Consider the following 22,855-nt stretch of genomic DNA (forward strand, 5'->3'; position numbering starts at 1 on the left):
TGACAGGAACAAAAACATAATAGGTAGATAACTAAGATAAAACAGCCGTTGTCAGGCGGGATGTGCAGCATAATTGTTGTTGATCATTATAGATATCAATCTGCCAGACCTGATGTGAACGACCAAGATGAACAGGTTTACAAATGCCTTTAACCATGCCTTCATAAACAGATTTAAGGTGGTTAGCATTAATCTCTACTCCCACCACTTTCTGTTCGCCTTCCGAACAGAGATAACCTGCAATCGAGCCAAGTGTTTCAGCCAATACCACAGATGCCCCGCCATGCAAGATCCCGAATGGCTGTTTAGTTCGTTGATCGACTGGCATTGTTCCTTCGATAAAATCATCGCCAATCTGGGTAAATTCGATCCCGACATGTTTTACCATACACTCACTATTAAATTGATTCAGTGTATTTACATCTATATTACGTTTCCAAATCACGACATTATCTCCAATAGGGCTTGTAATGGATGTTTAAGCTGTTTTCCTTCTATACGCTTCACCTGACTGCGGCACGAATACCCTGTACTCAGGCAATGTTCTAAGGAGAGATTTTTCAGTGCCGAAGCCCATGAAAGTTTGTAGATGCCAATGGATTTCTCCAGATTTTTCTTTTCGTGACCATAAGTACCTGCCATGCCACAGCATCCAACATTGACATGATTCAATTGATGACCAAAATGGCAGAAGATATCAGCCCACTGTTTGCCGCTATTAGGCAATGCTGTCACTTCGGTACAGTGTCCAAGCAAATACCAGGCATCTTTGGACATGGAACCACCATTTTTCACTTGTGACATTTTTTCCGGCAGGATGCTGATTAACCACTCATGTACCAGCTGAACGTTAAAATTTCCCCTTCGCTCACCGAGAATAGCGTTGTATTCATCTCGATAACACAGAACTAAAGCAGGATCGACACCTACCATAGGAATATTCAAACACGCTATCCGATTAAGGAAGTCAGCTGTTTTTCCCGCAGTTTTGGCAAATCGATTCAAGAACCCTTTCACATGCTGCGCCTTTCCATTGGGTGAAAATGGCAATAAGACCGGCTTATACCCCAATTTTTCTGTCAACAATACAAAATCGGTGACCACTTTCGCATCGTAATAACTGGTAAAAGGATCCTGGACAATCAGCACATGTTGGTCACGCTGTAATGATGACATGACTTCCAACTGTTCCAGTGTTGTCCTTGCTGCATAATGGCCAGCAAGTTGCTGTTGCAATGTCGGGTAGGAGAGTAACGGCAGATCAGCCATGCCAATGGCATGCTGGCTAACTTTTTGTACCCATGGTTGTTTCAGGAAAAAATTAAATACTCGCGGCGCTCTTGCCATCAATGGCGTACTGTGTTCAACATTAGCAACAATATGATCACACAACGGACGCAAGTAACGGCTGTGATACAAAGCTAAGAAGCGTGAACGAAACGAAGGGACATCAATCTTGATCGGGCACTGTGTGGAACACGCTTTACAGGCTAAACAACCTGACATGGCCTCTTTAACTTCATGTGAGAAATCATATTCACCTCGCCACGCCAGCCAGCTATGACGAGTTTTTTCAATCAATCCCCGCAAGCTGGGGCGCGCTTGATCCAGCCCATGCTCCAGCAATTTGGGTTCAACCCCTTGTTCGGTCAAAAGCCGCAACCATTCTCTCACCAGAGTCGCCCTGCCTTTGGGAGAATGTATGCGATGCTGGCTGATTTTCATTGATGGACACATTGGGCTTCTGACATCGAAATTGAAGCATAACCCATTACCATTACATTCCATTGCACCACGAAATGCAGTCCTTACATTGACAGGAATGGTACGATCGTAAGTTCCGCGCTTGGCTGCATCCACTTTCATCATTGGCGCATCGACACCAATTGGTGGACAAATTTTCCCCGGATTGAGGCGATTGAGTGGATCAAATGCTGCTTTTATTCGGCGCAGTTCGTTATACAAAAGCTCACCAAAAAAGGCAGGGCTATATTCTGCTCGAAAGCCCTTTCCATGTTCTCCCCATAACAAACCGCCATATTTGGCCGTCAAATGAACAACTTCATCAGAAATCTGTTTCATCAAGATTTCCTGCTGAGGATCACACATATCCAACGCGGGACGCACGTGTAAAACACCTGCATCTACATGACCAAACATACCGTAATTCAGTTGGTGATTATCCAAAAGCTGGCGAAATTCAGCAATGTAATCGGCAAGGTGTTGAGGAGGAACACAAGTATCCTCGACAAATGGAATGGGTTTAGCTGGACCTTTACTGTTGCCTAACAATCCGACAGATTTTTTCCGCATGGCATAAATGCGTTCAATATCCCTCAAATCATGGCATATCTGATAGCCAATAATGCCCGCCTGATTTTTTTCCATCAATTCATCAAGACGTAAGCAAAGCTCCTGCAACTGCTGATCAATTTTTTGTTCATCATTACCACTGAATTCGACAATATTCAGGCCTTGCATATCCTTATCAGGCACATCTGTAATCAATTCCTTCACTGAATGCCAGATAATATCTTCGCGCGCCAGATTGAGTACCTTAGAGTCCACCGTCTCTACTGAAAGCGCTTTGGCTTCGACCATAAAGGGAGCATTACGTAAGGCAGAATCAAAGGAATTATATTTGACATTCACCAGTCGCCTGACTTTAGGTAACGGTGTGATATCCAGCGTCGCCTCGGTAATGAAGGCCAAAGTACCTTCAGAACCCGTCAAAATACGGGTGAGATCAAAAGACTGCATATCATCGCTGAATACATGGCGTAAATCGTACCCCGTCAAAAATCGATTGAGTTTAGGGAATTTCTCAATGATTAGTTTCCGTTGTTCACGGCAACGTTCCAATACCGTTTTATAAACACGACCAACGATACTCTCTTCTTGGGCAATCGATTCCGCCAATGCTGTACTCATAGGGCGGGTATCTAACATTTCCCCTCCCAATAAAACAGCACGTACACCTAGTACATGATCCGAGGTCTTACCATAAACCAACGATCCCTGACCGGAAGCATCCGTATTGATCATGCCGCCTAACGTAGCACGATTACTGGTTGAAAGTTCTGGAGAGAAAAAATAACCGAAAGGTTTTAGGTATTGATTAAGCTGATCTTTGATAACACCAGTTTCTACCCTTACCCATCCCTGCTCTGGGTTGATTTCCAAAATGCGGTTCATATAACGGGACATATCCACCACAATACCATTGTTAAGTGATTGCCCATTCGTGCCAGTTCCACCGCCGCGGGGGGTAAACGTCAGTGCCTTAAAACGCTCCTCTTCTGCTATTCTTGTCAGCAAAACAACATCAGCACCAGAACGAGGAAATACAACAGCTTGTGGTAACAGTTGATAAATACTGTTATCTGTCGCCATAGTCAGCCTATCGGCATAACTACTGGCGGTGTCTCCAGTAAAACCCGCTTCTTTCAGTGCAATCAAATAGTTCTGTGCCAGTTCACTGGCATGGGGGGCTTGTGATATACGTGGGATCATTGGCTAATTGCCCCTTATTCTAATAAATATCCACATTGCTTTATCTATATACTATCTTGGATAACGTAACTCAGACAATTTTCTACTTTCTGAGCAGGCAGGCTTTTAACCATATCACAATATTTATCGATTTTGAGCAACCAATGAAATATCGTTATATTTAATTACCGTTGTTACTGCCAACACATTTAATTACCTGAGAAATGATTTCATGGAAAAATCACAATCACACCAAGATTTACCTAAGTTGTTATTCGCTCTATTCTTCATTTTATTGCTCATTACCACCAGCTTTTGGGTCTTAAGTCCCTTCATTTTGGGATTTATTTGGTCAGGAATGGTGGTTATCGCAACCTGGCCATTATTGGAGAAATTACAACAACGGCTATGGGGAAAACGCTGGATTGCAGTTTCTATCATGACATTACTGTTAGTTTTGTTATTTGTTATTCCGATTGCGTTACTGGTCAGTAGCTTGGTAGAAAACAGTGCTCCTTTGATTGAATGGGCAAAATCACCTTCCTCTTTCCATCTGCCACAGTTGGAATGGCTCAATCGAGTACCGGTCATTGGCGAAGATTTATATCTTAAATGGCAGGATTTGATTGCTGATGGCAGTAACATACTACTCAACAAAATTCCTCCTTACATCGGTAAAGCAGCAACGTGGTTTTTTACCCAAGCCGCTAATGCAGGACGCTTCCTTTTCCATCTGGCACTGATGGTCATGTTCAGTGTATTACTTTATTGGAAGGGTGATCAGGTTATGCTGAGTATCCGTCATTTTGCTATCCGGCTGGCGGATAAACGCGGTGATGCTGTCGTATTGCTGGCTGCCCAATCGATCAGAGCCGTAGCTCTTGGCGTGGTGGTAACGGCGTTGGTTCAGGCCATTGCGGGTGGAATTGGGCTAGCAATTGCCGGCATTCCGTATCCAATGATATTGACAGTACTCATGTTTGTATGCTGTGTTGCCCAGCTAGGGCCTCTGTTTGTTCTCGTTCCCTCTATCGCATGGCTTTATTGGACAGGAGAAACAACCTGGGGAACAATTTTAATTATCTGGAGCCTGGTATTAACCACCATGGATGGTATCCTACGCCCATTCCTGATCCGTCTTGGTGCTGACTTGCCGATGGTATTAATTCTTACTGGTGTCATCGGCGGGATCCTTTCATTGGGTGTTATCGGGCTATTTATTGGGCCCGTTGTATTAGCTGTTTCTTACAGTTTGCTATTGGCATGGATGAATGAAGTTCCTAAACCCGAAGGAAAAATGACAGATATAGAAAAATATTTTGGGAAAAAGCATATCAAATAATCAAATAACTGCGCGGAAATATAATTTTTTCGCGCAGTTATCAAACTGATTAATATATCACCAAACCACTCTCTAAAATACCCACTTATTTTCAGAATAAATAACTCCCCTTAAGAAAATTGTTGCAAAAAAGTTATTTTTCCAAAGTTTATTTTCTAGCCTCTGTTTATTAAGAGAATTCTTAATGAATAAATTCATTTATTAAATTAGTATTCACTTCATCGAAACAAATGTTTTCCAGAGTATTGCTGCCTCGGCCTATAACGCCATAGGCCAGGGTCAATAAAGTAATATATATTGCTGTGTGTAGTCTTTGCCTGTCAGCCCATGATAGGCTTTTTTTTTGGTATTACAAAAAAAGTTATGTGATATAAAATATAAAAGCCTGAAAATATTTTAACAGGCTTTTTAATTTGAATTAAATAATGAGTTATTTACAACTAATTATTTTCAGCCAAAGAAATCCAGGTTTTCACAACCGTATCAGGATTCAATGATAAACTGTCAATTCCTTCCTTCATTAGCCATTGAGCAAAATCTTCATGATCCGAAGGTCCTTGTCCACAAATACCAACATATTTCCCCTGCCGTTTAGCTGCTTGAATAGCCATTGAAAGTAATTGTTTCACTGCTTCATTACGCTCGTCGAATAATTCGGATACCACACCAGAATCACGATCTAATCCCAAAGCTAATTGCGTCATATCATTTGAGCCAATTGAGAAGCCGTCAAAATATTCAAGAAATTGATCTGCTAACAACGCATTCGATGGAATTTCACACATCATGATAACTTTCAAGCCATTCTCACCGCGTTTCAAACCCTGAGATGCCAATTCCGCTATCACTGCTTCTGCTTGAGCAACAGTACGCACAAACGGGATCATCACTTCAACGTTAGTTAATCCCATCACATTACGTACCCGCTTGATCGCCTCACACTCCAAAGCAAAACATTGGCGGAAACTGTCAGAAACGTAGCGCCCCGCTCCACGGAAACCCAGCATGGGGTTTTCTTCCTGTGGTTCATACCTGTCTCCACCCACTAAGTTCGCATATTCATTGGATTTGAAATCTGATAAGCGAACAATCACACGTTTTGGCCAAAAGGCTGCCGCAAGCGTTGCAATCCCTTCCGTCAATTTCCCTACATAAAACTCAATAGGATCACTGTAACCAACCATCAATGAGTTAATTTGCCCTTGTAGCTCAGGAGATTGTTTGGAGAATTCAAGCAGGGCACGAGGGTGCACACCGATCATTCGGTTAATAATAAACTCCAGTCGAGCCAAACCAATCCCTTCATTTGGCAAACAGGCGAAATCAAATGCGCGATCAGGATTACCCACATTCATCATAATCTTCACATCTAATTCTGGCAGTTTATCAACTTGGGAACTTTGGACGCTAAAGTCCAACTTATTCTGATAAACGTAACCTGTATCACCTTCTGAACAAGAAACTGTTACCTGTTGGCCTTCTTGCAAACGCTCAGTCGCATCTCCACACCCCACAACGGCAGGAATGCCCAGTTCACGAGCGATAATGGCTGCATGACAGGTACGTCCACCACGATTAGTGACAATTGCGGCTGCTCTTTTCATGATCGGTTCCCAATCCGGATCAGTCATATCAGTGACCAGTACATCCCCCACTTGAATACGATCCATTTCACTAAGATTGTGGATAACTTTGACTGTTCCAACACCAATGCGATGCCCAATTGCTCGACCTTCTATCAGTACATTACCTTGCTCATTGAGTTGGTAACGTTCCATTACCTGCTGATTTGACCGAACCGTTTCAGGACGGGCTTGAACAATGTATAACTTGCCATTGTGTCCATCTTTCGCCCATTCGATATCCATTGGACGACCGTAATGTTTCTCAATCAGCAAAGCTTGTCTGGCCAACTCTTCCACTTCACTGTCAGCTAAAGAGAAACGATTGCGCAATTCATCTGATACCGTTTCCGTACGCACTTGCTTCCCATGCTCTTTACTATTTGCATAAACCATGCGTATTTTTTTAGAGCCAAGATTACGGCGCACTATTGCAGGACGATTGTTATTCAACGTCGGTTTGTGGACATAAAATTCATCAGGGTTTACCGCCCCCTGAACAACCATCTCTCCCAAACCATATGCTGATGTAATGAATACAACCTGATCAAAACCTGATTCAGTATCAATCGTGAACATCACGCCAGACGAAGCCAAATCAGAACGCACCATACGTTGTATACCCGCAGAAAGTGCAACACCGCGGTGGTCATACCCCTGATGGACACGATAAGAGATAGCACGATCATTAAAAAGTGATGCAAAAACATGCTTGATAGCCACCATAACCGCATCAATACCTTGCACATTCAAGAAAGTTTCTTGCTGTCCAGCAAAAGAAGCATCTGGCATATCTTCTGCTGTTGCGGAAGAGCGCACGGCGAAAGAGGCATCAGGCTCACCTTCAGACAATTGTAGATAGGCATCACGAATATCTTTTTCAAGCTGAGCTGTAAATGGCGTATTAATAACCCACTGACGGATCTGGGCGCCAGCTTTAGCTAATTCATTGACATCATCAACATTAGTTTCATCCAGCAATTGATAAATACGCTGGTTCACACCACTTTGTTCCAAGAAATCATTAAATGCTTGTGCCGTTGTAGCAAAACCATTGGGAACGATCACGCCAAGTTCAGCCAGATTAGTAATCATCTCGCCAAGTGAGGCGTTTTTACCACCAACCCGATTAACGTCATTCATGCCTAATTGGTTATACCAAAGCACATTACTTGAGGTGAGGCCACTATTGGACATTAGAAACTATCCTTTTTACATTCGGAGGTACAATCGGAAAATTAAAGCTGCACTTCACAGCAGGAAATAGCCTAACACATTGTCTTGACAGATATAGAAAGGTGAATCGATCAACCCAACAACATTATTTTTTTACAGGTATAATCTGGAAAAAAATCCTAAGGGCATAACGATAAAAGAAGAGAGACAATGATAGAGATCCATTCCCCTCAAACAGCGAAAAATGAAATACTGGAACGCAGTGTGTTTTTTATTTCCGATGGAACAGCAATCACGGCCGAAGTATTAGGCCATGCTGTATTATCCCAATTTCCAATTACTATTACTTCCTATACCTTACCTTTTGTGACTAGCAAGGCTAGAGCAGAGGAAGTCAGGGATCAAATAAACGCGATATATCAGCAAACCCAAATTAAGCCACTCGTTTTTTATTCCATCATTTCAGATGAAGTGAAAAGCATTATTACCAGAAGCAATGGATTTTGTCAGGATATTGTTCAAACATTAGTTGCACCGTTACAACAAGAAATTGGCTTGGAACCAAAACCAGAATTACACCGAACTCATGGTTTATCTAGAAAAAATCTGGGGCAATATGACGCTCGCATTGCGGCCATTGATTACACTCTCGCTCACGATGATGGTATTTCATTACGTAACCTTGATCAGGCTCAAGTCATTATTCTTGGTGTATCTCGATGTGGGAAAACACCAACCAGCCTCTACCTTGCTATGCAATTTGGTATTCAGGCTGCAAACTATCCTTTTACCGCAGATGATATGGATAATTTGCAGTTACCAGCGGCTTTAAAACCTTTTCAGCATAAATTATTTGGTCTGACGATTAGCCCAGAAAGGCTTGCAACTATTCGTGAAGAGCGGCGTGAAAATAGCCGTTATGCCTCATTACGACAATGTCGGGTCGAAATTGCTGAAGTTGAGGCTTTATTCCGAAAAAATAAGATCAATTACCTGAATACCACTAATTATTCTGTCGAAGAGATTTCGGCCAAAATTATTGACAGCATGGGATTAAAACGCCGTATGTTCTGATTTCAAAACGCAACATACTTAACAATATTTACTCACGACACTTTCTCGCGTAATTATCATGATTGTCTGTTGAATTTGCTGGGGGTTGAGTTATTGTGATTCCCCAGTTATTCCAGACTCTGTCACAATATAAAGTAAAATCCGAGAAAGAAAGTATATGTACAAAACAGATGAGTTAAGAACCCACCGCATTGATAGCCTGATCACACCTCAAGTACTTACCGCACAATATCCTATACCAGATAAAATCTCACAAAATGTGACATTGTCACGAAAGCGTATTGAATCCATCCTGACAGGCGAAGATCAACGTCTACTCGTTATTATTGGCCCTTGCTCCATTCATGATGTTGATGCAGCGCTTGATTATGCCTCTCGCTTACGCATCCTGCGCGAAAAATACCAGCAAAATCTAGAAATTGTGATGCGAACTTATTTCGAGAAACCAAGAACCGTTGTTGGCTGGAAAGGCTTGATTTCAGATCCCCTGTTAGACGGCTCTTGCCAGGTTAATAAAGGACTCTCTCTTGCCCGTAAGCTGTTAATTGATATCAATGAATTAGGCGTTCCGACAGCCACAGAATTTCTGGATATGGTCACTGGTCAATACATTGCCGATTTAATCAGTTGGGGGGCGATCGGCGCCAGAACAACAGAGAGCCAAATTCACCGAGAAATGGCCTCTGCCTTGTCATGTCCAGTAGGTTTTAAAAACGGGACGGATGGCAATACGCTTATCGCTATTGATGCAATACGTGCAGTACGAGCCAGGCATCTGTTTTTGTCCCCAGATAAAAACGGTCAGATGACGATTTATCAAACCAGCGGCAACCCCTATGGACATATTATTATGCGTGGTGGGAAAAAGCCGAATTACAGTGCTGAAGATATTGCAGCAACTTGCCACAAATTACGTGAATTTCACTTACCTGAACGCTTAATTGTGGATTGTAGCCATGCTAATTGCCAGAAAATTCATCGTCGTCAATTGGATATAGCAAGAAATATTGGTGAACAGCTCCAATCTGGCTCAACAGCGATTGCTGGTGTTATGGCTGAAAGCTTTTTAGTTGAGGGAACGCAAAAAGTTATTAGGGGAGGATCTTTGACCTACGGCCAATCTATTACCGATCCATGTCTTGGCTGGCAAGACACGGAAGAATTTATCAATATTCTTGATGAAGCCATGAGAAATCGTTCCTGAATCCTTTCCTTATTTTGGCTCCCACCGACTATCGGGAGCCAATAGCCATAAATTTAAATCCTTTAAAATCAAAATATTAACTCAAAATTTCAGGTATAGAAAAAATAGCTTGAAGTTAACCACTATTGAAACGATAATTATTCTCAATATCAGAATAATTATTGTTCAATAAAATCAAATGCATTGATAGTCAACTCTGACACAATAAAAAATCTAACAAACTCGCTACTGAATAACAGTGATATATCAGTTAATTATGTTCATAAGAACACGCTATTTCACCATGGAAATTGACTTGTATGACTTTAATTAAATCACCAAACCTAAAACTGTCTACATTAAGTGTACTCATCTTCACGAGTTTATCTTCTGCGTATGCCACAACAGTGCCTTCGGAAACAGTACATTCCAAGAAAGAGAAATCTTCCAAAGACACGGTAACCGTCTATGCCACTGGTAACCAACGTAACAGTTTTGAAGCCCCTATGATGGTGACAGTCATTGAAGGCAATTCAGCCAGCAATCAGGTTGCAGGCAACGCAAATGATTTACTACGCAATATTCCAGGCGTTAATGTCGCGGGTATTGGCCGCGCCAATGGACAAGATATCAGCATTCGGGGTTATACCCAAAAAGGGGTTTTGACCCTTGTTGATGGTATTCGACAAGGAACTAATACCGGACACCTTAATGCTGTCTTCCTCGATCCCGCTTTGATTAAGCAAGTGGAAGTTGTCCGTGGCCCATCAGCACTCCTTTATGGCAGTGGGGCTTTGGGGGGGGTTATTGCCTATCAAACAGTAGATGCTGCTGATTTACTGGAAGAAGGCAAAAATACGGGTTTTCGTGTTTTTAGCCGCGCAGGGAGCGGTGACCACAGTCTGGGATTTGGGGGCGCTGCATTCGGTAAAACCGAACAGTTTGATGGTTTAGTTGCATTTGGCACCCGTGACGCGGGAAATATCCGTTTCGGAAAGGACATAACAGAAAATAACGACGAACTCATTGGCAATGCTTTGGTAAAAGGTTCCTGGAAAATAGATGACAACCAAAAGCTCACTGGCAACTTGCGTTATTACCGCAATGAGGCACATGAGCCTAAAAATCCACAAGACATCTATAGCGAGGGAAACAAACGAGTAGACCGCACCACAGCACAACGTGATGCTCAATTGTCTTATCAATTAAACCCAGCCCAATATAGTTGGTTAAACGCCAAAGCAGATATTTATTATTCCGATATCAATATTAATAACAAAAGCAAAGACAAGGTTTTTGAAGGTCGTAAACAAGAAACTTATGGTATAAAACTTGAAAACCGCTCCCATTTGGGAAGTGCTACCTTTGCAGCCCACCAATTTACCTATGGTGGTGAAGCCTATAAACAAAAACAAAAGCCAAGTAGCAGTATTGTAAAGGGATTTCCCAACGCCGATATCCGTTTTGCATCTGGCTGGGTTCAAGATGAAATGACCCTGCGTGATTTACCTGTCTCATTTATTGTGGGTACACGTTACGACAATTACAAAGCCACAAATAGCAAATATGATGATATTAGTGCCGACAAATGGTCATCAAAAGGCGCCATTAGTATTACCCCTACAGATTGGTCAATGCTATTTGCCTCTTATTCTCAAGCATTCCGTTCTCCGACCATGGGTGAAATGTATAATGATTCGGAACATTTCTATATGCCCCCAAGGAAAGGGGTTCCTGGATTTACAAACTATTGGAAACCCAATCCAAATTTACGTCCTGAAAGCAATGAAACTCAGGAATACGGTTTCGGGTTGCGTTTCGATGAACTGTTTGCCAACAATGATGGCCTGAAATTTAAAGCCAGTTATTTTGATACTCAAGCGAAAGATTATATCTCTCTCACTATGACACCTGATATGAGGTTCACGACATCTTCCAATATCCCAAAAGCTAAAATTTGGGGTTGGGATGTTTCTATGACGTACGATTCTGATTGGTTCAGTTGGGATCTCGCTTACAACCGGACAACGGGTAAGAACGAAGAAACAGGGGCATCTATAGAAGCACTGACCCCCGATACCCTAACCAGTACATTAGATATTCCATTATCTGACACAGATTTCTCTATTGGATGGATCGGTAAATTCACCCAGCATACCCAAACGAAAGGGGTACATGGCACCAATAGGAGTGAACAAGGCCGGAAGATTTCTCAATACGCAGGTTATGGCGTCAATGACTTCTACGTTAGCTATCATGGCACTGGAACATTAAAAGGTCTAACTACCTCCGTTGTACTGGGTAACGCCTTTGATAAAGCCTATTACTCATCGCTGGGAGCACCACAGCATGGTCGTAATGCCAAACTGTTTGTCAGCTACCAGTGGTAAAAGAACAAACAGATTATTATCTCGATTTTAAAATAACATTGTTTTTAAACACCGTTTTTTAAGGAGCTAGCAACTGTGAATCAATCACTTTATGAGCGTTACCTACAAGCCAAAGCAGAAAATAAAGCTAAATATGCACGCGATCTGGCTGCTTACCTTAATGTCAGCGAAGGAGAGTTATTGCATAGCCGTGTTGGTATCGACGCAACACGTTTAAATATTGACGCTCCTACCCTGCTTCAAGAACTGGCAGCAGTTGGCGAAATCAAGGCAATTACCCGAAATGACTTTGCCGTTCATGAACATATTGGACGCTACGAAAATACCAAATTTAGCCCACATGTTGGTTTGATCCTTAATCCGCGTGAACTTGATTTGCGTCTATTCTTCGAACACTGGAGCAGCGTTTTCTCTTTGGTTGAACCCGCCAAGAGTGGTGTGCGTCATAGCATTCAATTCTTTGACCGCCAAGGTGATGCCTTGCATAAAATCTATGCCACCAGCAACACCGATATGGCTGCATGGGATGCACTGATCGAAAAATATCAGACGAGTGAAAATCCAGCGCTGGAAATTCAGCCGGAAGAAGTGCCTGAACATGCAGAAGTAACGGAACAACTGAAAGTACAGTTAGATGAAGAATGGCGTGCCATGACGGATGTTCACCAATTCTTCATCATGATGAAACGCCACAATCTTAACCGCCAGCAGATTTTTAACGCCGTTAAAGATGATTTGGCTTATCGCGTGGATAATTCAGCACTCACTCAACTTGTTGAAGTTGCCTATAAAGATCAAAACGAAATCATGATCTTTGTCGGAAACCGTGGTTGTGTCCAGATTTTCACAGGTAAATTAGAACGATTGATGCCTTATCAGGAAGAAAATTCTTCCCAGAAATGGCTCAACATATTCAACCAAAATTTCACCCTGCATCTGATTGAAAGTGCCATCGCAGAAAGCTGGGTTACCCGTAAACCCACCGATTGTGGCTTTGTCACCAGTCTTGAGTTGTTTGATGCCAATGGCAACCAAATCGCACAGTTATACGGCCAACGCACTGAAGGCACGCCTGAACAGGCCCAATGGCGTGAACAGATTGCTGCTTTACCTAAACTGCAACCAGAACAGGAAACTTGTGTAGCATGAAAAAATGGCTTCTAACATTTATGCTTGCCATCTCTTTCAATGTGTTCTCTGCTGAACGCATTGTGACCATTGGTGGCGATGTGTCTGAAATTGTTTTTGCACTTGGTGAAGGACATCACGTTGTCGCAAGGGACAGTACCAGCCAAAATCCCAAGGAACTGCTTTCCTTACCTGATATCGGGTATATGAGGATGTTGAATTCAGAAGGGATTCTATCCATGCGCCCCTCACTGGTGATTGCGAGTGAGTCAGCCCAACCTTCTCTCGCACTCAAGCAAGTCGAAGATTCTGGTGTAAAAGTCATTAAAGTGACCAGCGAAACCTCGTTAGAAGCCGTTCCTGCAAAAATCATGACCGTCGCCAAGGCGGTCAACCAAGAAAAACGAGGTAACGAATTGATTGCCCAATATCGGCAACAACTCGCAGATATCGCCACGTCAGATATTTCCACCAAAGTAGTCTTTGTTATGAGTCACGGTGGCATTATGCCAATGGCAGCTGGTCAGAAAACCGCAGCCGATCAAATTATTCGTGCCATTGGGGCAAAAAATGCGATGCAAGGCTTCCAGGGATACCGCCCTTTATCTCAGGAAGGGGTTATTGCCAGCAAGCCGGACTTACTGTTAGTCAGCACCGAGGGGCTAAAAACGTTAGGTGGGATGGATAAAGTTTGGCAGCTTCCTGGGTTAAGTTTCACACCAGCAGGAAAGAAAAAACAAGTCGTGGTTGTTGATGAAATGGGCCTGCTTGGTTTCGGCCTACAAACACCCGCTGTGATGAAACAAGTCCGTGATGCTGCGGAGAAAGCGCAATGAGCCATTCCCGCTCTCCCAGTTTCGGTGTGATAGTACTGAGTTTATTGTTGTTCCTTCTGGCAATTAGCTCAGCAAATATGGGAGCATTGCCACTTTCTTTTAAAACACTGTGGGAATCCTCTTTGGATGACCCACAGTGGCAAATCTGGTTAAACATTCGGCTCCCACGTATTTTGCTGGCGATCCTCGTTGGAGGAGCGCTGGCTATATCCGGTGCCGTAATGCAAGGATTATTTCGTAACCCTCTGGCCGATCCCGGATTATTAGGGATCAGCAGTGGTGCAGCTCTTACCGTTGCAATGTTTATTGTGCTGCCTTTCGCCTTACCTGCCAGTATTGCGCTGTACGGACATATTATTGCCGCTTTTATCGGCAGCCTATTAGTATCAACCCTAATATTCATTCTCAATAAATATAACCACGGCAACCTGTCAAAACTACTCCTTGCAGGCATCGCCATTAATGCACTCTGTTCGTCATTTATTGGTGTATTGAGCTATATCAGTAACGACCAACAATTACGCCAATTTTCCATTTGGATGATGGGTTCACTCAGTCAAATAGAGTGGCCAACACTGGCGATTGCGGCATCACTCATTATCCCTGTCTGTATGCTGACACTCAGCCAATCACGCAAACTCAATTTGCTGCAACTGGGTGATGAAGAAGCACACTATTTAGGTATTAATGTCCAACGCACTAAATATCAATTATTGCTGTTAAGTGCCTTACTAGTTGGATGTGCCGTTGCTTTGACCGGTGTCATTGGCTTCATTGGCCTCGTTATCCCACACCTTGCCAGGCAGCAGTTTGGGGGAGATCACACTTGGCTACTGCCAATATCTGCATTGGGCGGTGCCTGCCTTCTGTTAAAAGCCGACACATTAGCCAGGACATTAGTTTCCCCTGCTGAAATGCCAGTAGGCCTTATCACTGGCTTGATCGGTGCCCCCTATTTTTTATGGCTTATCCTTAAGCCATCAAGAAACCGTTCATAATGGAACCGAGCATGTCAAATAATTTACTTGAAGCACAAAATTTAAATTATTTCATCGGGCAGCGTAAAATAATCAAGGATGTTTCCCTTTCCCTGCATCAAGGGGAAGTTGTAGCAATTATTGGCCCAAACGGGGCGGGGAAATCAACACTGTTACGTCTATTGACCGGCTATATCCAACCCAGTTCGGGAGATTGTCTGTTAAAAGGAACGCCTATTTCTCGCTGGCCAACCCAGCAACTGGCTCGTATTCGTGCAGTCATGCGACAATATAGCGCCCTCTCCTTTCCCTTTAGTGTAGAGGAAGTCATTGCTATGGGACGTGTTCCCCATGAAAATTCCCACAAAAAAAGCGCTATTGATGAAGCGATTGCTTTGACAGAGTGTGAAGAACTGAGAAACAGGAATTATCAACAATTATCCGGGGGGGAACAACAACGGGTTCAACTGGCAAGGGTCTTAGCTCAACTTTGGCACCCTGTACCTACCGAATCTTGTCTGTTTTTGGATGAACCCACGTCGGCACTGGATCTTTATCACCAACAACATACATTGCGATTGGTTCACCGACTGACACGACAGCATCCCATTGCTGCCTGTTGTGTACTGCATGATTTGAACCTGGCTTCACTTTATGCCGATAAAATTGTCTTGTTGCACAAAGGCCAATTAGTCGCATCTGGTACTCCGCAAGATGTACTGCGTGACAATATTCTTAAGCAATGGTATCAAGCCGATTTAGGCGTTATGCAGCACCCTGAAACTCATCAGCCACAGATCTACCTCCGCAAATAAAAGATATCGTTTATTCCCTTTTAATGATGAGAAAAAGATAAGAAAGGCAAATTTTGCTGTGATCGGCAAAATTTGCCTCGAATAAGTAAAAATCGAGTTCAAAACAGCTTAAAATTAAATAATATTTTTAGAAATACGTTGCTTGCGGACTGAAGGTAAATACCAAAGTGTGGCAATAAAACACAGGGCATAACCCAACATTTCACAGCCCTCTTCCACCATATTTTTAACCGTTCGGTTAAAATGTTCATCCATCAATCCCTTCCACAGTTCACCCATACCAAATAAACGGGAAAACACCAGTACACACAACAAGCCACAAGCCATCATCGAATAACTTTGGTGACGTGTGAAATGGACAAGTCCAGAAAGAGTTTGCTGCCCATATTTACAGGCATACCCAATACAGACTAAAGCAAGTGGAATGGCAAACCATGACCATGCACCATGAAAAAAGAGATTATCAAAATAGATATCTAATTCTCTAATCAGAAGACAACTGAAAAAACCAGCCATTAATACCAATGATGGGCGCAACTTTACATTTTTCTTGGCTTCATAAAACAGCAAAGCAGCAATAATCAACAAAGTTATTTCCTGAAAAATTTCAGTCAGTGAATCTTCATGTACCCCATTTTTCAGGTAATTAACATCCAAAAAGAGTAAACCCGTAACTCCTGCTATCACTAATGCGTAGAAAATAAAAAAAACCAGTTTCCTGATTAAATAGATAATATCCGTTTGCATTACATCCTCGTTTATAATCAATAATGTGGAGCATAATACCACTTACACTAAAATCTGATAAACATCTGGTGCTATGATTTATTTTTTAATCGAAAAAAAATAAATCATAGGTCACAATTATTAATCTGAAACAGCACATTTTGCGTATACGATAAAAAAGAAATTCTTAAAATGGCTCACGCAATAACATAACTAATTATTTATCAGTGTATTTTTAGCAAAACCCCACCCATGTGGAAGGTAAACATGTTAGAAAATGTTATCAACGATATTGTAAGATGGTTAGAAAGCCAACTTCAACGGACTGAAGGTATCAAAATAGATGCTATAGCCCATAAAAGTGGTTACTCAAAATGGCATTTACAACGAATTTTTAAGGAGTTGAAAGGCTGTACATTAGGCCAATATGTACGTCGTCGTCGTCTCCATGAAGCAGCCAGATCTTTACGTGAAGACAATTTGCCAATTCTTGACATTGCTCTTCAATATGGTTTTAGTTCTCAAGCTACATTTACCCGAATATTTAAAAAACATTTTAATACTACACCCGCTAAATTCCGAGAAAATGGATATCTACCTGAGCTCAAGACGTTCTTGCATTGTGAGGAATATATCCACAAGTATAAATATTGTGAAGAATAAATACGAAGTAAAAAATAACTCTCTATGTATTAGAATTATATTAATTATCACCTTTTATGGTCAACTTCCCTGTCGTTGGCCATTTTTTTGTATTTTACCGAAAATTATTCAATTACTTAAGTTCATTAATTAGCCAATGATATAATTGCTGTAATTCGCCATCCAGAGCGGAATATTGTTCACTAATTTGCAAGATCACTTGCCCAACCGCTCCTGGCTGATACAGTACCCCAATTAATTTTCCGGACAATATTTCAAGCGGAGCAGGTTCCAGACTGTCAGTAAAAACTTGGCAACGGCTAATCACACCATGTTCAACATCAACATGTAATTCAACCCCTCCCCAATGGAATCGCGTCTCCAGTACATGACTAAATGCAGGAGCCTGACCAAAATTCCATTCCCAACTACTCTGTTTAGCAAAAATATCACTAAAACCGGGTAAATCAGGCAAAACCAAGGGAGAAATCACTTCCGCTTTGACTGTCTCACCGAAGTGTGCAAAAAATGCATCGATAATCCCCTGACAAACCCTTTCATGCGTGATGTCAGGCAATAACTCAGCCAAATTCATAACCCTGGAACGAACTGAAGTGATACCTTTCGTCTGTAACTTTTTAGGATCCGGATTAAGATAATCAGCAAGTCGATTTAGATCTGCATTAATCAACAAAGTTCCGTGATGAAAACCTCTGTCTTTTGTTTCCTTATACGCAGAGCCGGAAATTTTACGCTCTCCTTCCGGGGAAGATAGAACCAAATCATTGCGGCCAGAAGCGATTGCATGAACTCCTGTTTTCTGCAATCCTTCCAGGATGATTTGTGTGGAAACGGTTTTGTTATATTCAGGCTTCCCTGCCATAAAAGTGAAACATGTATTACCCAAATCATGAAAAACTGCACCACCTCCGCTACTACGCCGAGCCAGTTTGATACCATCTCGCTCCATTTTCCGAGTGTTACACTCTTTCCATGGATTCTGCGCGCGTCCCACCACAACAGTATCGGCATTACGCCATAAAAATAAGACACGCTGATTTGGAGGCATTTGTCGAAAAATACATTCTTCAACAGCAAGGTTAAACCAAGGATCATGAGAATCTGAAAGCAACAGACGTAATGAGGACATTTTTGACTCCGGCAAAAAAGAATAGCGCTTTAAGATATCATAAAGCACTGCCGAAACAATAAGATAGACGTAATGTTAAATCCTACGAGCTTGCCAAAAAACACGACGCCAATATACATTATCAAGGGAAGAACGTATTACCCCCTTACTTGTGGAAGCATGAATAAACTCACTGTTAGTATCGTAAATACCCACATGCAATCCACTCTTTCCACTGCCGGTTTTGAAAAAAACCAAATCCCCTGGCATCAGATCGTCTTTACTTATCCATGTGCCTATTCGGGTTTGTTCACTTGTCGTCCGGGGAAGCTGGATATTAAAACGATCAGAAAAAGTTCGGTACACAAAGCCAGAACAATCGATACCATGTTTATCCATGCCACCATAGCGATACGGCGTATTTTGCCATCGTTCAAGTTGATCTTTTAATTGGGCAATGACCATGATCGGATCAGAAAGACTTGCCTTCAGTGGAGATGATTTAGGCTTAGAAACAGGGTTGGTACAACCAATAAGAAATAAACTGGATAGAAAAAACAAATACCTTAATTTCATTACCAAAACCCCGCCATTACTCGCTATTGCATTGATTAACTGAGTTATATTTCTTGCTCATTTTCGTGCAGTTAAGGTTATTTTAAGCTATTTTCCCCCATATAGCATCCCATATACCGTTGTAGAACGACTTTATTGTAAGAAAACAAAAAGGCCACACCCTTGAAACTTCACATAGCGCAGCCTTAAGTTCAGAGTATAGATTTAAAATTAAAGCCAATTGAAGCAAAAATGAAATGTCTTACTTACGTTTTGTTGCAGAAAAACACCTAATTTTTTAGCATCGGCACTTTGATACTGAGAAGTGCAAAGATATTCTTCATTATTCTCAGAGGAATTACCAAGTAAATAATCCGCTGGAGTGTAAATTTGAAGTTTGCTGCTAATTCTGGATACCCCTTATTAAAAAGAGGTAAAATATCTGAAATAAACAAACCTGTGACGACAAATTTTATCTATTTTGTTTCCGGTCTGCTGATTAACCAAACGCCCAATAAGATGAAAAAAACGCCCAACGTTTTTAACAGTGAGACTGTTTCGCTAAACCAAGGTAATAAAGCCACCATTAAATAAACAAAGGCATAACTCAAGCTAATAATAGGGTACGCTTTATTCAATGGCAGATATTTCAATGTGAAAAACCAACATAACATAGATAGTATATAACCCGCCAACCCTGCCATAATCATCAGCAAAGGATTGTGATTTGCCCAAAGCCAGTTGATGTCCAGCCAGTGCATTGATAACGAAAGTTCCGGCAGATGGGCGACTCCCCACTTCAATAACAATTGCGCTACAGTGATCAGCAGGACACTCGCCATCCCCCAAAGATAACCTTTCATTAACTTAAACTCATCAATAAGATCCCGAACATAATGGCAAAAACTCCCATCCAGTGCTTTAATCCCACTTTTTCCTGATACAAGAATTGCCCAATCAAAGTCACTATGACAAAATTTATACTAAGCATAGGGTAAGCAATGCTCAATGGAAAAAATTGCAATAATCGCAACCAAAATATCATTCCTATACCCAACAGAAGAATAGCACTAGACAGCCATGCCGCCATCGATACTACTTTATGCGGGGTATCTTTTTTCTGCCAACAAGCAACTGCCTGCTTCTGGCATAATTGCCCCGCGCAAGTAAACAAGCTAACCAAAATCAATAAGATTATATTGCTACTCATGGCTGTTTCTTATAAATCACAAGCACAAATCTATGACTACGACGCACAAAATCCGGTTCTGGTAGTTCAGACAACTCACCTTCTGAAGGTAATAGAAAAACAATCGCGACTTGACCTTTTTGACGTGCTTTTACTAGCCATGCAGGAAATTTTTGCGCTGTGATATATCGATATTGGCTATCAGGATATGCAAGACCATATTTTAATTCTCCCTGACGATCAAACAGGTAAATATCACTGCGTTTCAATTCCCAGGCAACCGCAGCCCCCATCCCAACAGACTGAGCCAAAATATATTTACTGTCAGCCAACTCTTTTTCGTTTTGCTGAATGAAATGCTGAGGAAGTTTCGAATTTATCGTCTTATCAGGTAAAGCACTACCTATGGATAGGTTGAGTATAATTGAACAAGCGGCAGCCCATAACCAATATTTACCATCGCGAATAAAACAGAGATAACCAATCCCACCCCAAACGCCAAAGGCAATTATTCCCATAATCCATTTCAGCCACTCGTCGGGTTGATAAAGTGGTGGATCCTTCAAGGTTTCCAGAATAAAAAGTACCAAAATGGCAAGCAATCCGATGAAAACGTTCACCAACCCATTTATTTTCAACACGTTCATGCGGCCATTTTTGACGCAATCGACAGCATATTTTGCCATCATTAAGGCTAAAGGGCCGATAAAGGGTAAAACGTAAGTTGGTAATTTTCCTTTTGCGATACTAAAAAACACAAATGGAACAACAAACCAGCAAAACAAAAAAAACATTTCTGGGTGACTTTTTTTCTCCTTCCAGCTTTTGATTAAAGCACCTGGTAGTAACCCTAGCCACGGGATCACGCCTAAAATCAATACGGGTAAGTAATACCAAATAGGTGCAATATGCTGAGCTTTATCAGAAGCAAAACGCTGTATGTGCTCTACCCAAAAGAAATAATGCCAGTAATCCGGCTCACGCACAGCAATCGCAATCACCCACGGTAGGCTTATCAAAACAGCAAAAATTACGGCAAGAGAACCAAAACGAACCATTTCCAAAAACCGCTTTTGATATATTGTAATGGGTAGCATGGCAATCACGGGTAATGCTAATGCTAGAAAGCCTTTTGTCATAAAAGCCATCCCACAGGTCAGCCCCAGAACAGACCATGCCAAAATCCGTTCTCGGATCGACACCGCCTTAAGCGCCCAATAACAGCTTACGATCCCCGCGGTAATCCATAAAGAAAACATAGGATCAAGGACACTGTAAGTACCAATGGAAAAAACAATAAACATGGAAATGTAGATCAGGCTGGAAACGAAAGCAGTCTGGCGACATTGCCACATCATCATTGCTAAACGATAAAGAAGAAACACGCTGATTAGGATACTAAGCACGGAACCAAAACGGACAGCAAAATTATTATCACCAAAAATCCATTGGCTAATGTTGTTGATCCAATATCCTGCTACTGGTTTCTCAAAATAGCGGATATCCAGGAAATACGGTACGATCCAATCCCCACGTTGCAGCATTTCCCGGCTAATTTCTGCATACCGAGTTTCATCCGGTTGCCATAATGAACGACTATCCAGCGGTAATAAGTAAGTAAGAACAAAAAAAAGAGCCATCAGAACGGCTCCTGCTTTACTCGTTCGGGTGTTCAACATCTGTGCTATACCTCTTGTTGGCAACCTAACCAGCCTTCACGACCAAGAAAATCCGAACGAACAATTTTCCCAATAGGAAGCGTATCCCTATTCTCTGGTAACAAATGGCTTAATTTACAGAACTGAATATCTTGTTGATGAAGCATGTCCAGTAATGCCTCAAATTGTGCAGATTTCGACATCCCTTCGACTTCGGTATGGATCGTATAAACAGGAATCCCATGATCATTTTTAATCGCTGCAAGGATAAAGTGATTAAAATCTGCATCACTGACTTGTGTTCCAACAACTTCATCATAGGTAGGTAATGTGACAGGAATTTGTACAGTTCCCACTTGTCCATCGGGCAAGAGTGGCCTGAATGGATGTATTCCGCGGCAATCACTGTTGTAATCAAAACCAAAATGTTGTTTAACGGCCAGCACACGTTCATCAGCGCGCCAACCCGCAACGGCTGAGCATGTCACAGTTTTTCCTGTTGCTTTTTGCAAAGCATCAACACCCAATTTCACTTGCTCTGTTAATTCCTTCTCCGACCAACAACCTACTTTTGCCTGCCAACCTTGATGATCCCATGCATGTAAACCTACTTCATGGCCTGCTTCTATTGTTTGCTTCATCAAATGCCCTAAATCTTTTGCGATTTTTTTTCCCGGCCAAGCTGTACCTGCCAATAAAATATCCAGGCCATAGAGAGACACAGCATTTGATCTCAGCATCTTCCAGAGAAACTTTGGACGCAACAGACGCCATAAATGGCGCCCCATATTGTCTGGGCCAACACTGAAAAAAAAGCTGGCTTGAATATGGTGCTTTTGTAAAACTTCAAGCAACCGTGGTACACCTTCCTTAGTGCCTCGATAAGTGTCCACATCAATTCTCAAACCAACTTTTTTCATT

At 41.9% G+C, this 22,855-nt stretch carries 19 protein-coding genes; 9 read left to right on the forward strand and 10 right to left on the reverse strand.

Translation table 11 applies throughout. The features are described from left to right. Positions 1 to 31: 31 nt before the first annotated feature. Both WDV74_RS09550 and WDV74_RS09555 read right to left on the reverse strand, forming a co-directional pair. Positions 32 to 445, reverse strand: coding sequence for a hotdog fold thioesterase (locus tag WDV74_RS09550; protein WP_338882495.1), 414 nt, complete (start codon positions 443 to 445; stop codon positions 32 to 34). Continuing rightward, the gene (locus WDV74_RS09555) at positions 442 to 3,513 is read right to left on the reverse strand and encodes an FAD-binding and (Fe-S)-binding domain-containing protein (protein WP_338882496.1); all 3,072 of its coding nucleotides are present in this window, start codon (positions 3,511 to 3,513) and stop codon (positions 442 to 444) included. The genes WDV74_RS09550 and WDV74_RS09555 overlap by 4 nt, the downstream gene beginning before the upstream one ends. Before the next feature lie 211 nt (positions 3,514 to 3,724). On the opposite strand from WDV74_RS09555, the gene ydiK reads away from it, so the two are divergent. Next, on the forward strand, positions 3,725 to 4,834 hold the full coding sequence (gene ydiK, locus WDV74_RS09560) for an AI-2E family transporter YdiK (protein ID WP_338882497.1): 1,110 nt from the start codon (positions 3,725 to 3,727) through the stop codon (positions 4,832 to 4,834). Between the two features lie 440 nt (positions 4,835 to 5,274). On the opposite strand, the gene ppsA is transcribed toward ydiK, so the two are convergent. Continuing rightward, on the reverse strand, positions 5,275 to 7,653 hold the full coding sequence (gene ppsA / locus WDV74_RS09565) for a phosphoenolpyruvate synthase (protein ID WP_338882498.1): 2,379 nt from the start codon (positions 7,651 to 7,653) through the stop codon (positions 5,275 to 5,277). Between the two features lie 189 nt (positions 7,654 to 7,842). On the opposite strand from ppsA, the gene WDV74_RS09570 reads away from it, so the two are divergent. From WDV74_RS09570 to WDV74_RS09600, 7 genes are all read left to right on the forward strand, one after another. After that, positions 7,843 to 8,706 (forward strand): pyruvate, water dikinase regulatory protein, encoded by an 864-nt coding sequence (locus WDV74_RS09570; protein ID WP_338882499.1) that lies wholly within the window; start codon positions 7,843 to 7,845, stop codon positions 8,704 to 8,706. A 157-nt stretch (positions 8,707 to 8,863) separates the two neighbouring features. Further along, positions 8,864 to 9,910 (forward strand): 3-deoxy-7-phosphoheptulonate synthase, encoded by a 1,047-nt coding sequence (locus tag WDV74_RS09575; RefSeq protein WP_338882500.1) that lies wholly within the window; start codon positions 8,864 to 8,866, stop codon positions 9,908 to 9,910. Between the two features lie 299 nt (positions 9,911 to 10,209). Then, positions 10,210 to 12,279, forward strand: a complete 2,070-nt coding sequence (locus WDV74_RS09580; RefSeq protein ID WP_338882501.1) for a TonB-dependent hemoglobin/transferrin/lactoferrin family receptor — start codon at positions 10,210 to 10,212, stop codon at positions 12,277 to 12,279. Positions 12,280 to 12,354: 75 nt separating this feature from the next. Next, on the forward strand, positions 12,355 to 13,428 hold the full coding sequence (locus tag WDV74_RS09585) for a ChuX/HutX family heme-like substrate-binding protein (RefSeq protein WP_338882502.1): 1,074 nt from the start codon (positions 12,355 to 12,357) through the stop codon (positions 13,426 to 13,428). Beyond that, on the forward strand, positions 13,425 to 14,243 hold the full coding sequence (locus tag WDV74_RS09590) for a hemin ABC transporter substrate-binding protein (protein ID WP_338882503.1): 819 nt from the start codon (positions 13,425 to 13,427) through the stop codon (positions 14,241 to 14,243). Before WDV74_RS09585 ends, WDV74_RS09590 begins: the two co-directional genes overlap by 4 nt. Beyond that, positions 14,240 to 15,241, forward strand: a complete 1,002-nt coding sequence (locus WDV74_RS09595; protein WP_338882504.1) for an iron ABC transporter permease — start codon at positions 14,240 to 14,242, stop codon at positions 15,239 to 15,241. The genes WDV74_RS09590 and WDV74_RS09595 overlap by 4 nt, the downstream gene beginning before the upstream one ends. Positions 15,242 to 15,252: 11 nt before the next feature. Further along, positions 15,253 to 16,035 carry a heme ABC transporter ATP-binding protein gene (locus WDV74_RS09600; protein WP_338882505.1) on the forward strand — a complete coding sequence of 261 codons (783 nt, stop codon included), beginning with the start codon at positions 15,253 to 15,255 and terminating at the stop codon, positions 16,033 to 16,035. A gap of 114 nt (positions 16,036 to 16,149) precedes the next feature. Here WDV74_RS09600 and WDV74_RS09605 read toward each other — a convergent pair whose 3' ends face one another. Continuing rightward, positions 16,150 to 16,782: a hypothetical protein gene (locus WDV74_RS09605; RefSeq protein ID WP_338882506.1), complete on the reverse strand. Its 633-nt coding sequence runs from the start codon at positions 16,780 to 16,782 to the stop codon at positions 16,150 to 16,152. Positions 16,783 to 17,028: 246 nt separating this feature from the next. Between WDV74_RS09605 and WDV74_RS09610 the strand changes: the two genes are divergently transcribed. Further along, complete coding sequence (locus WDV74_RS09610) at positions 17,029 to 17,424, forward strand: helix-turn-helix domain-containing protein (protein WP_338882507.1); 396 nt, start codon at positions 17,029 to 17,031, stop codon at positions 17,422 to 17,424. A 112-nt stretch (positions 17,425 to 17,536) separates the two neighbouring features. Here the strand turns inward: WDV74_RS09610 and WDV74_RS09615 are convergent, their stop codons facing one another. The 6 genes from WDV74_RS09615 to arnD form a co-directional block, all read right to left on the reverse strand. After that, the gene (locus tag WDV74_RS09615) at positions 17,537 to 18,553 is read right to left on the reverse strand and encodes a lipoate--protein ligase A (protein WP_338882508.1); all 1,017 of its coding nucleotides are present in this window, start codon (positions 18,551 to 18,553) and stop codon (positions 17,537 to 17,539) included. A 75-nt stretch (positions 18,554 to 18,628) separates the two neighbouring features. Beyond that, positions 18,629 to 19,108, reverse strand: coding sequence for an NlpC/P60 family protein (locus WDV74_RS09620; RefSeq protein WP_338882510.1), 480 nt, complete (start codon positions 19,106 to 19,108; stop codon positions 18,629 to 18,631). A gap of 455 nt (positions 19,109 to 19,563) precedes the next feature. After that, positions 19,564 to 19,950, reverse strand: coding sequence for a 4-amino-4-deoxy-L-arabinose-phosphoundecaprenol flippase subunit ArnF (gene arnF, locus WDV74_RS09625; RefSeq protein WP_189760075.1), 387 nt, complete (start codon positions 19,948 to 19,950; stop codon positions 19,564 to 19,566). Next, complete coding sequence (gene arnE / locus WDV74_RS09630) at positions 19,950 to 20,297, reverse strand: 4-amino-4-deoxy-L-arabinose-phosphoundecaprenol flippase subunit ArnE (protein WP_338882512.1); 348 nt, start codon at positions 20,295 to 20,297, stop codon at positions 19,950 to 19,952. The genes arnF and arnE overlap by 1 nt, the downstream gene beginning before the upstream one ends. Next, positions 20,294 to 21,955: a lipid IV(A) 4-amino-4-deoxy-L-arabinosyltransferase gene (gene arnT, locus WDV74_RS09635; RefSeq protein ID WP_338882514.1), complete on the reverse strand. Its 1,662-nt coding sequence runs from the start codon at positions 21,953 to 21,955 to the stop codon at positions 20,294 to 20,296. The genes arnE and arnT overlap by 4 nt, the downstream gene beginning before the upstream one ends. A gap of 5 nt (positions 21,956 to 21,960) precedes the next feature. Next, on the reverse strand, positions 21,961 to 22,854 hold the full coding sequence (gene arnD / locus WDV74_RS09640; RefSeq protein ID WP_338882516.1) for a 4-deoxy-4-formamido-L-arabinose-phosphoundecaprenol deformylase: 894 nt from the start codon (positions 22,852 to 22,854) through the stop codon (positions 21,961 to 21,963). Position 22,855: the final 1 nt, after the last annotated feature.

Source organism: Xenorhabdus sp. TH1, from assembly GCF_037260955.1.
GTDB classification, from domain to species: Bacteria; Pseudomonadota; Gammaproteobacteria; order Enterobacterales; family Enterobacteriaceae; genus Xenorhabdus; species Xenorhabdus griffiniae.

Bases quoted from the DNA above. Each gene is read 5' to 3' on its own strand.
- WDV74_RS09555 (WP_338882496.1), bottom strand. From the start codon at position 3,513: ATGATCCCACGTATATCACAAGCCCCCCATGCCAGTGAACTGGCACAG.
- ydiK (WP_338882497.1), top strand. From the start codon at position 3,725: ATGGAAAAATCACAATCACACCAAGATTTACCTAAGTTGTTATTCGCT.
- ppsA (WP_338882498.1), bottom strand. From the start codon at position 7,653: ATGTCCAATAGTGGCCTCACCTCAAGTAATGTGCTTTGGTATAACCAA.
- WDV74_RS09570 (WP_338882499.1), top strand. From the start codon at position 7,843: ATGATAGAGATCCATTCCCCTCAAACAGCGAAAAATGAAATACTGGAA.
- WDV74_RS09575 (WP_338882500.1), top strand. From the start codon at position 8,864: ATGTACAAAACAGATGAGTTAAGAACCCACCGCATTGATAGCCTGATC.
- WDV74_RS09580 (WP_338882501.1), top strand. From the start codon at position 10,210: ATGACTTTAATTAAATCACCAAACCTAAAACTGTCTACATTAAGTGTA.
- WDV74_RS09590 (WP_338882503.1), top strand. From the start codon at position 13,425: ATGAAAAAATGGCTTCTAACATTTATGCTTGCCATCTCTTTCAATGTG.
- WDV74_RS09595 (WP_338882504.1), top strand. From the start codon at position 14,240: ATGAGCCATTCCCGCTCTCCCAGTTTCGGTGTGATAGTACTGAGTTTA.
- WDV74_RS09600 (WP_338882505.1), top strand. From the start codon at position 15,253: ATGTCAAATAATTTACTTGAAGCACAAAATTTAAATTATTTCATCGGG.
- WDV74_RS09605 (WP_338882506.1), bottom strand. From the start codon at position 16,782: ATGCAAACGGATATTATCTATTTAATCAGGAAACTGGTTTTTTTTATT.
- WDV74_RS09610 (WP_338882507.1), top strand. From the start codon at position 17,029: ATGTTAGAAAATGTTATCAACGATATTGTAAGATGGTTAGAAAGCCAA.
- WDV74_RS09615 (WP_338882508.1), bottom strand. From the start codon at position 18,553: ATGTCCTCATTACGTCTGTTGCTTTCAGATTCTCATGATCCTTGGTTT.
- WDV74_RS09620 (WP_338882510.1), bottom strand. From the start codon at position 19,108: ATGAAATTAAGGTATTTGTTTTTTCTATCCAGTTTATTTCTTATTGGT.
- arnF (WP_189760075.1), bottom strand. From the start codon at position 19,950: ATGAAAGGTTATCTTTGGGGGATGGCGAGTGTCCTGCTGATCACTGTA.
- arnE (WP_338882512.1), bottom strand. From the start codon at position 20,297: ATGAGTAGCAATATAATCTTATTGATTTTGGTTAGCTTGTTTACTTGC.
- arnT (WP_338882514.1), bottom strand. From the start codon at position 21,955: ATGTTGAACACCCGAACGAGTAAAGCAGGAGCCGTTCTGATGGCTCTT.
- arnD (WP_338882516.1), bottom strand. From the start codon at position 22,854: ATGAAAAAAGTTGGTTTGAGAATTGATGTGGACACTTATCGAGGCACT.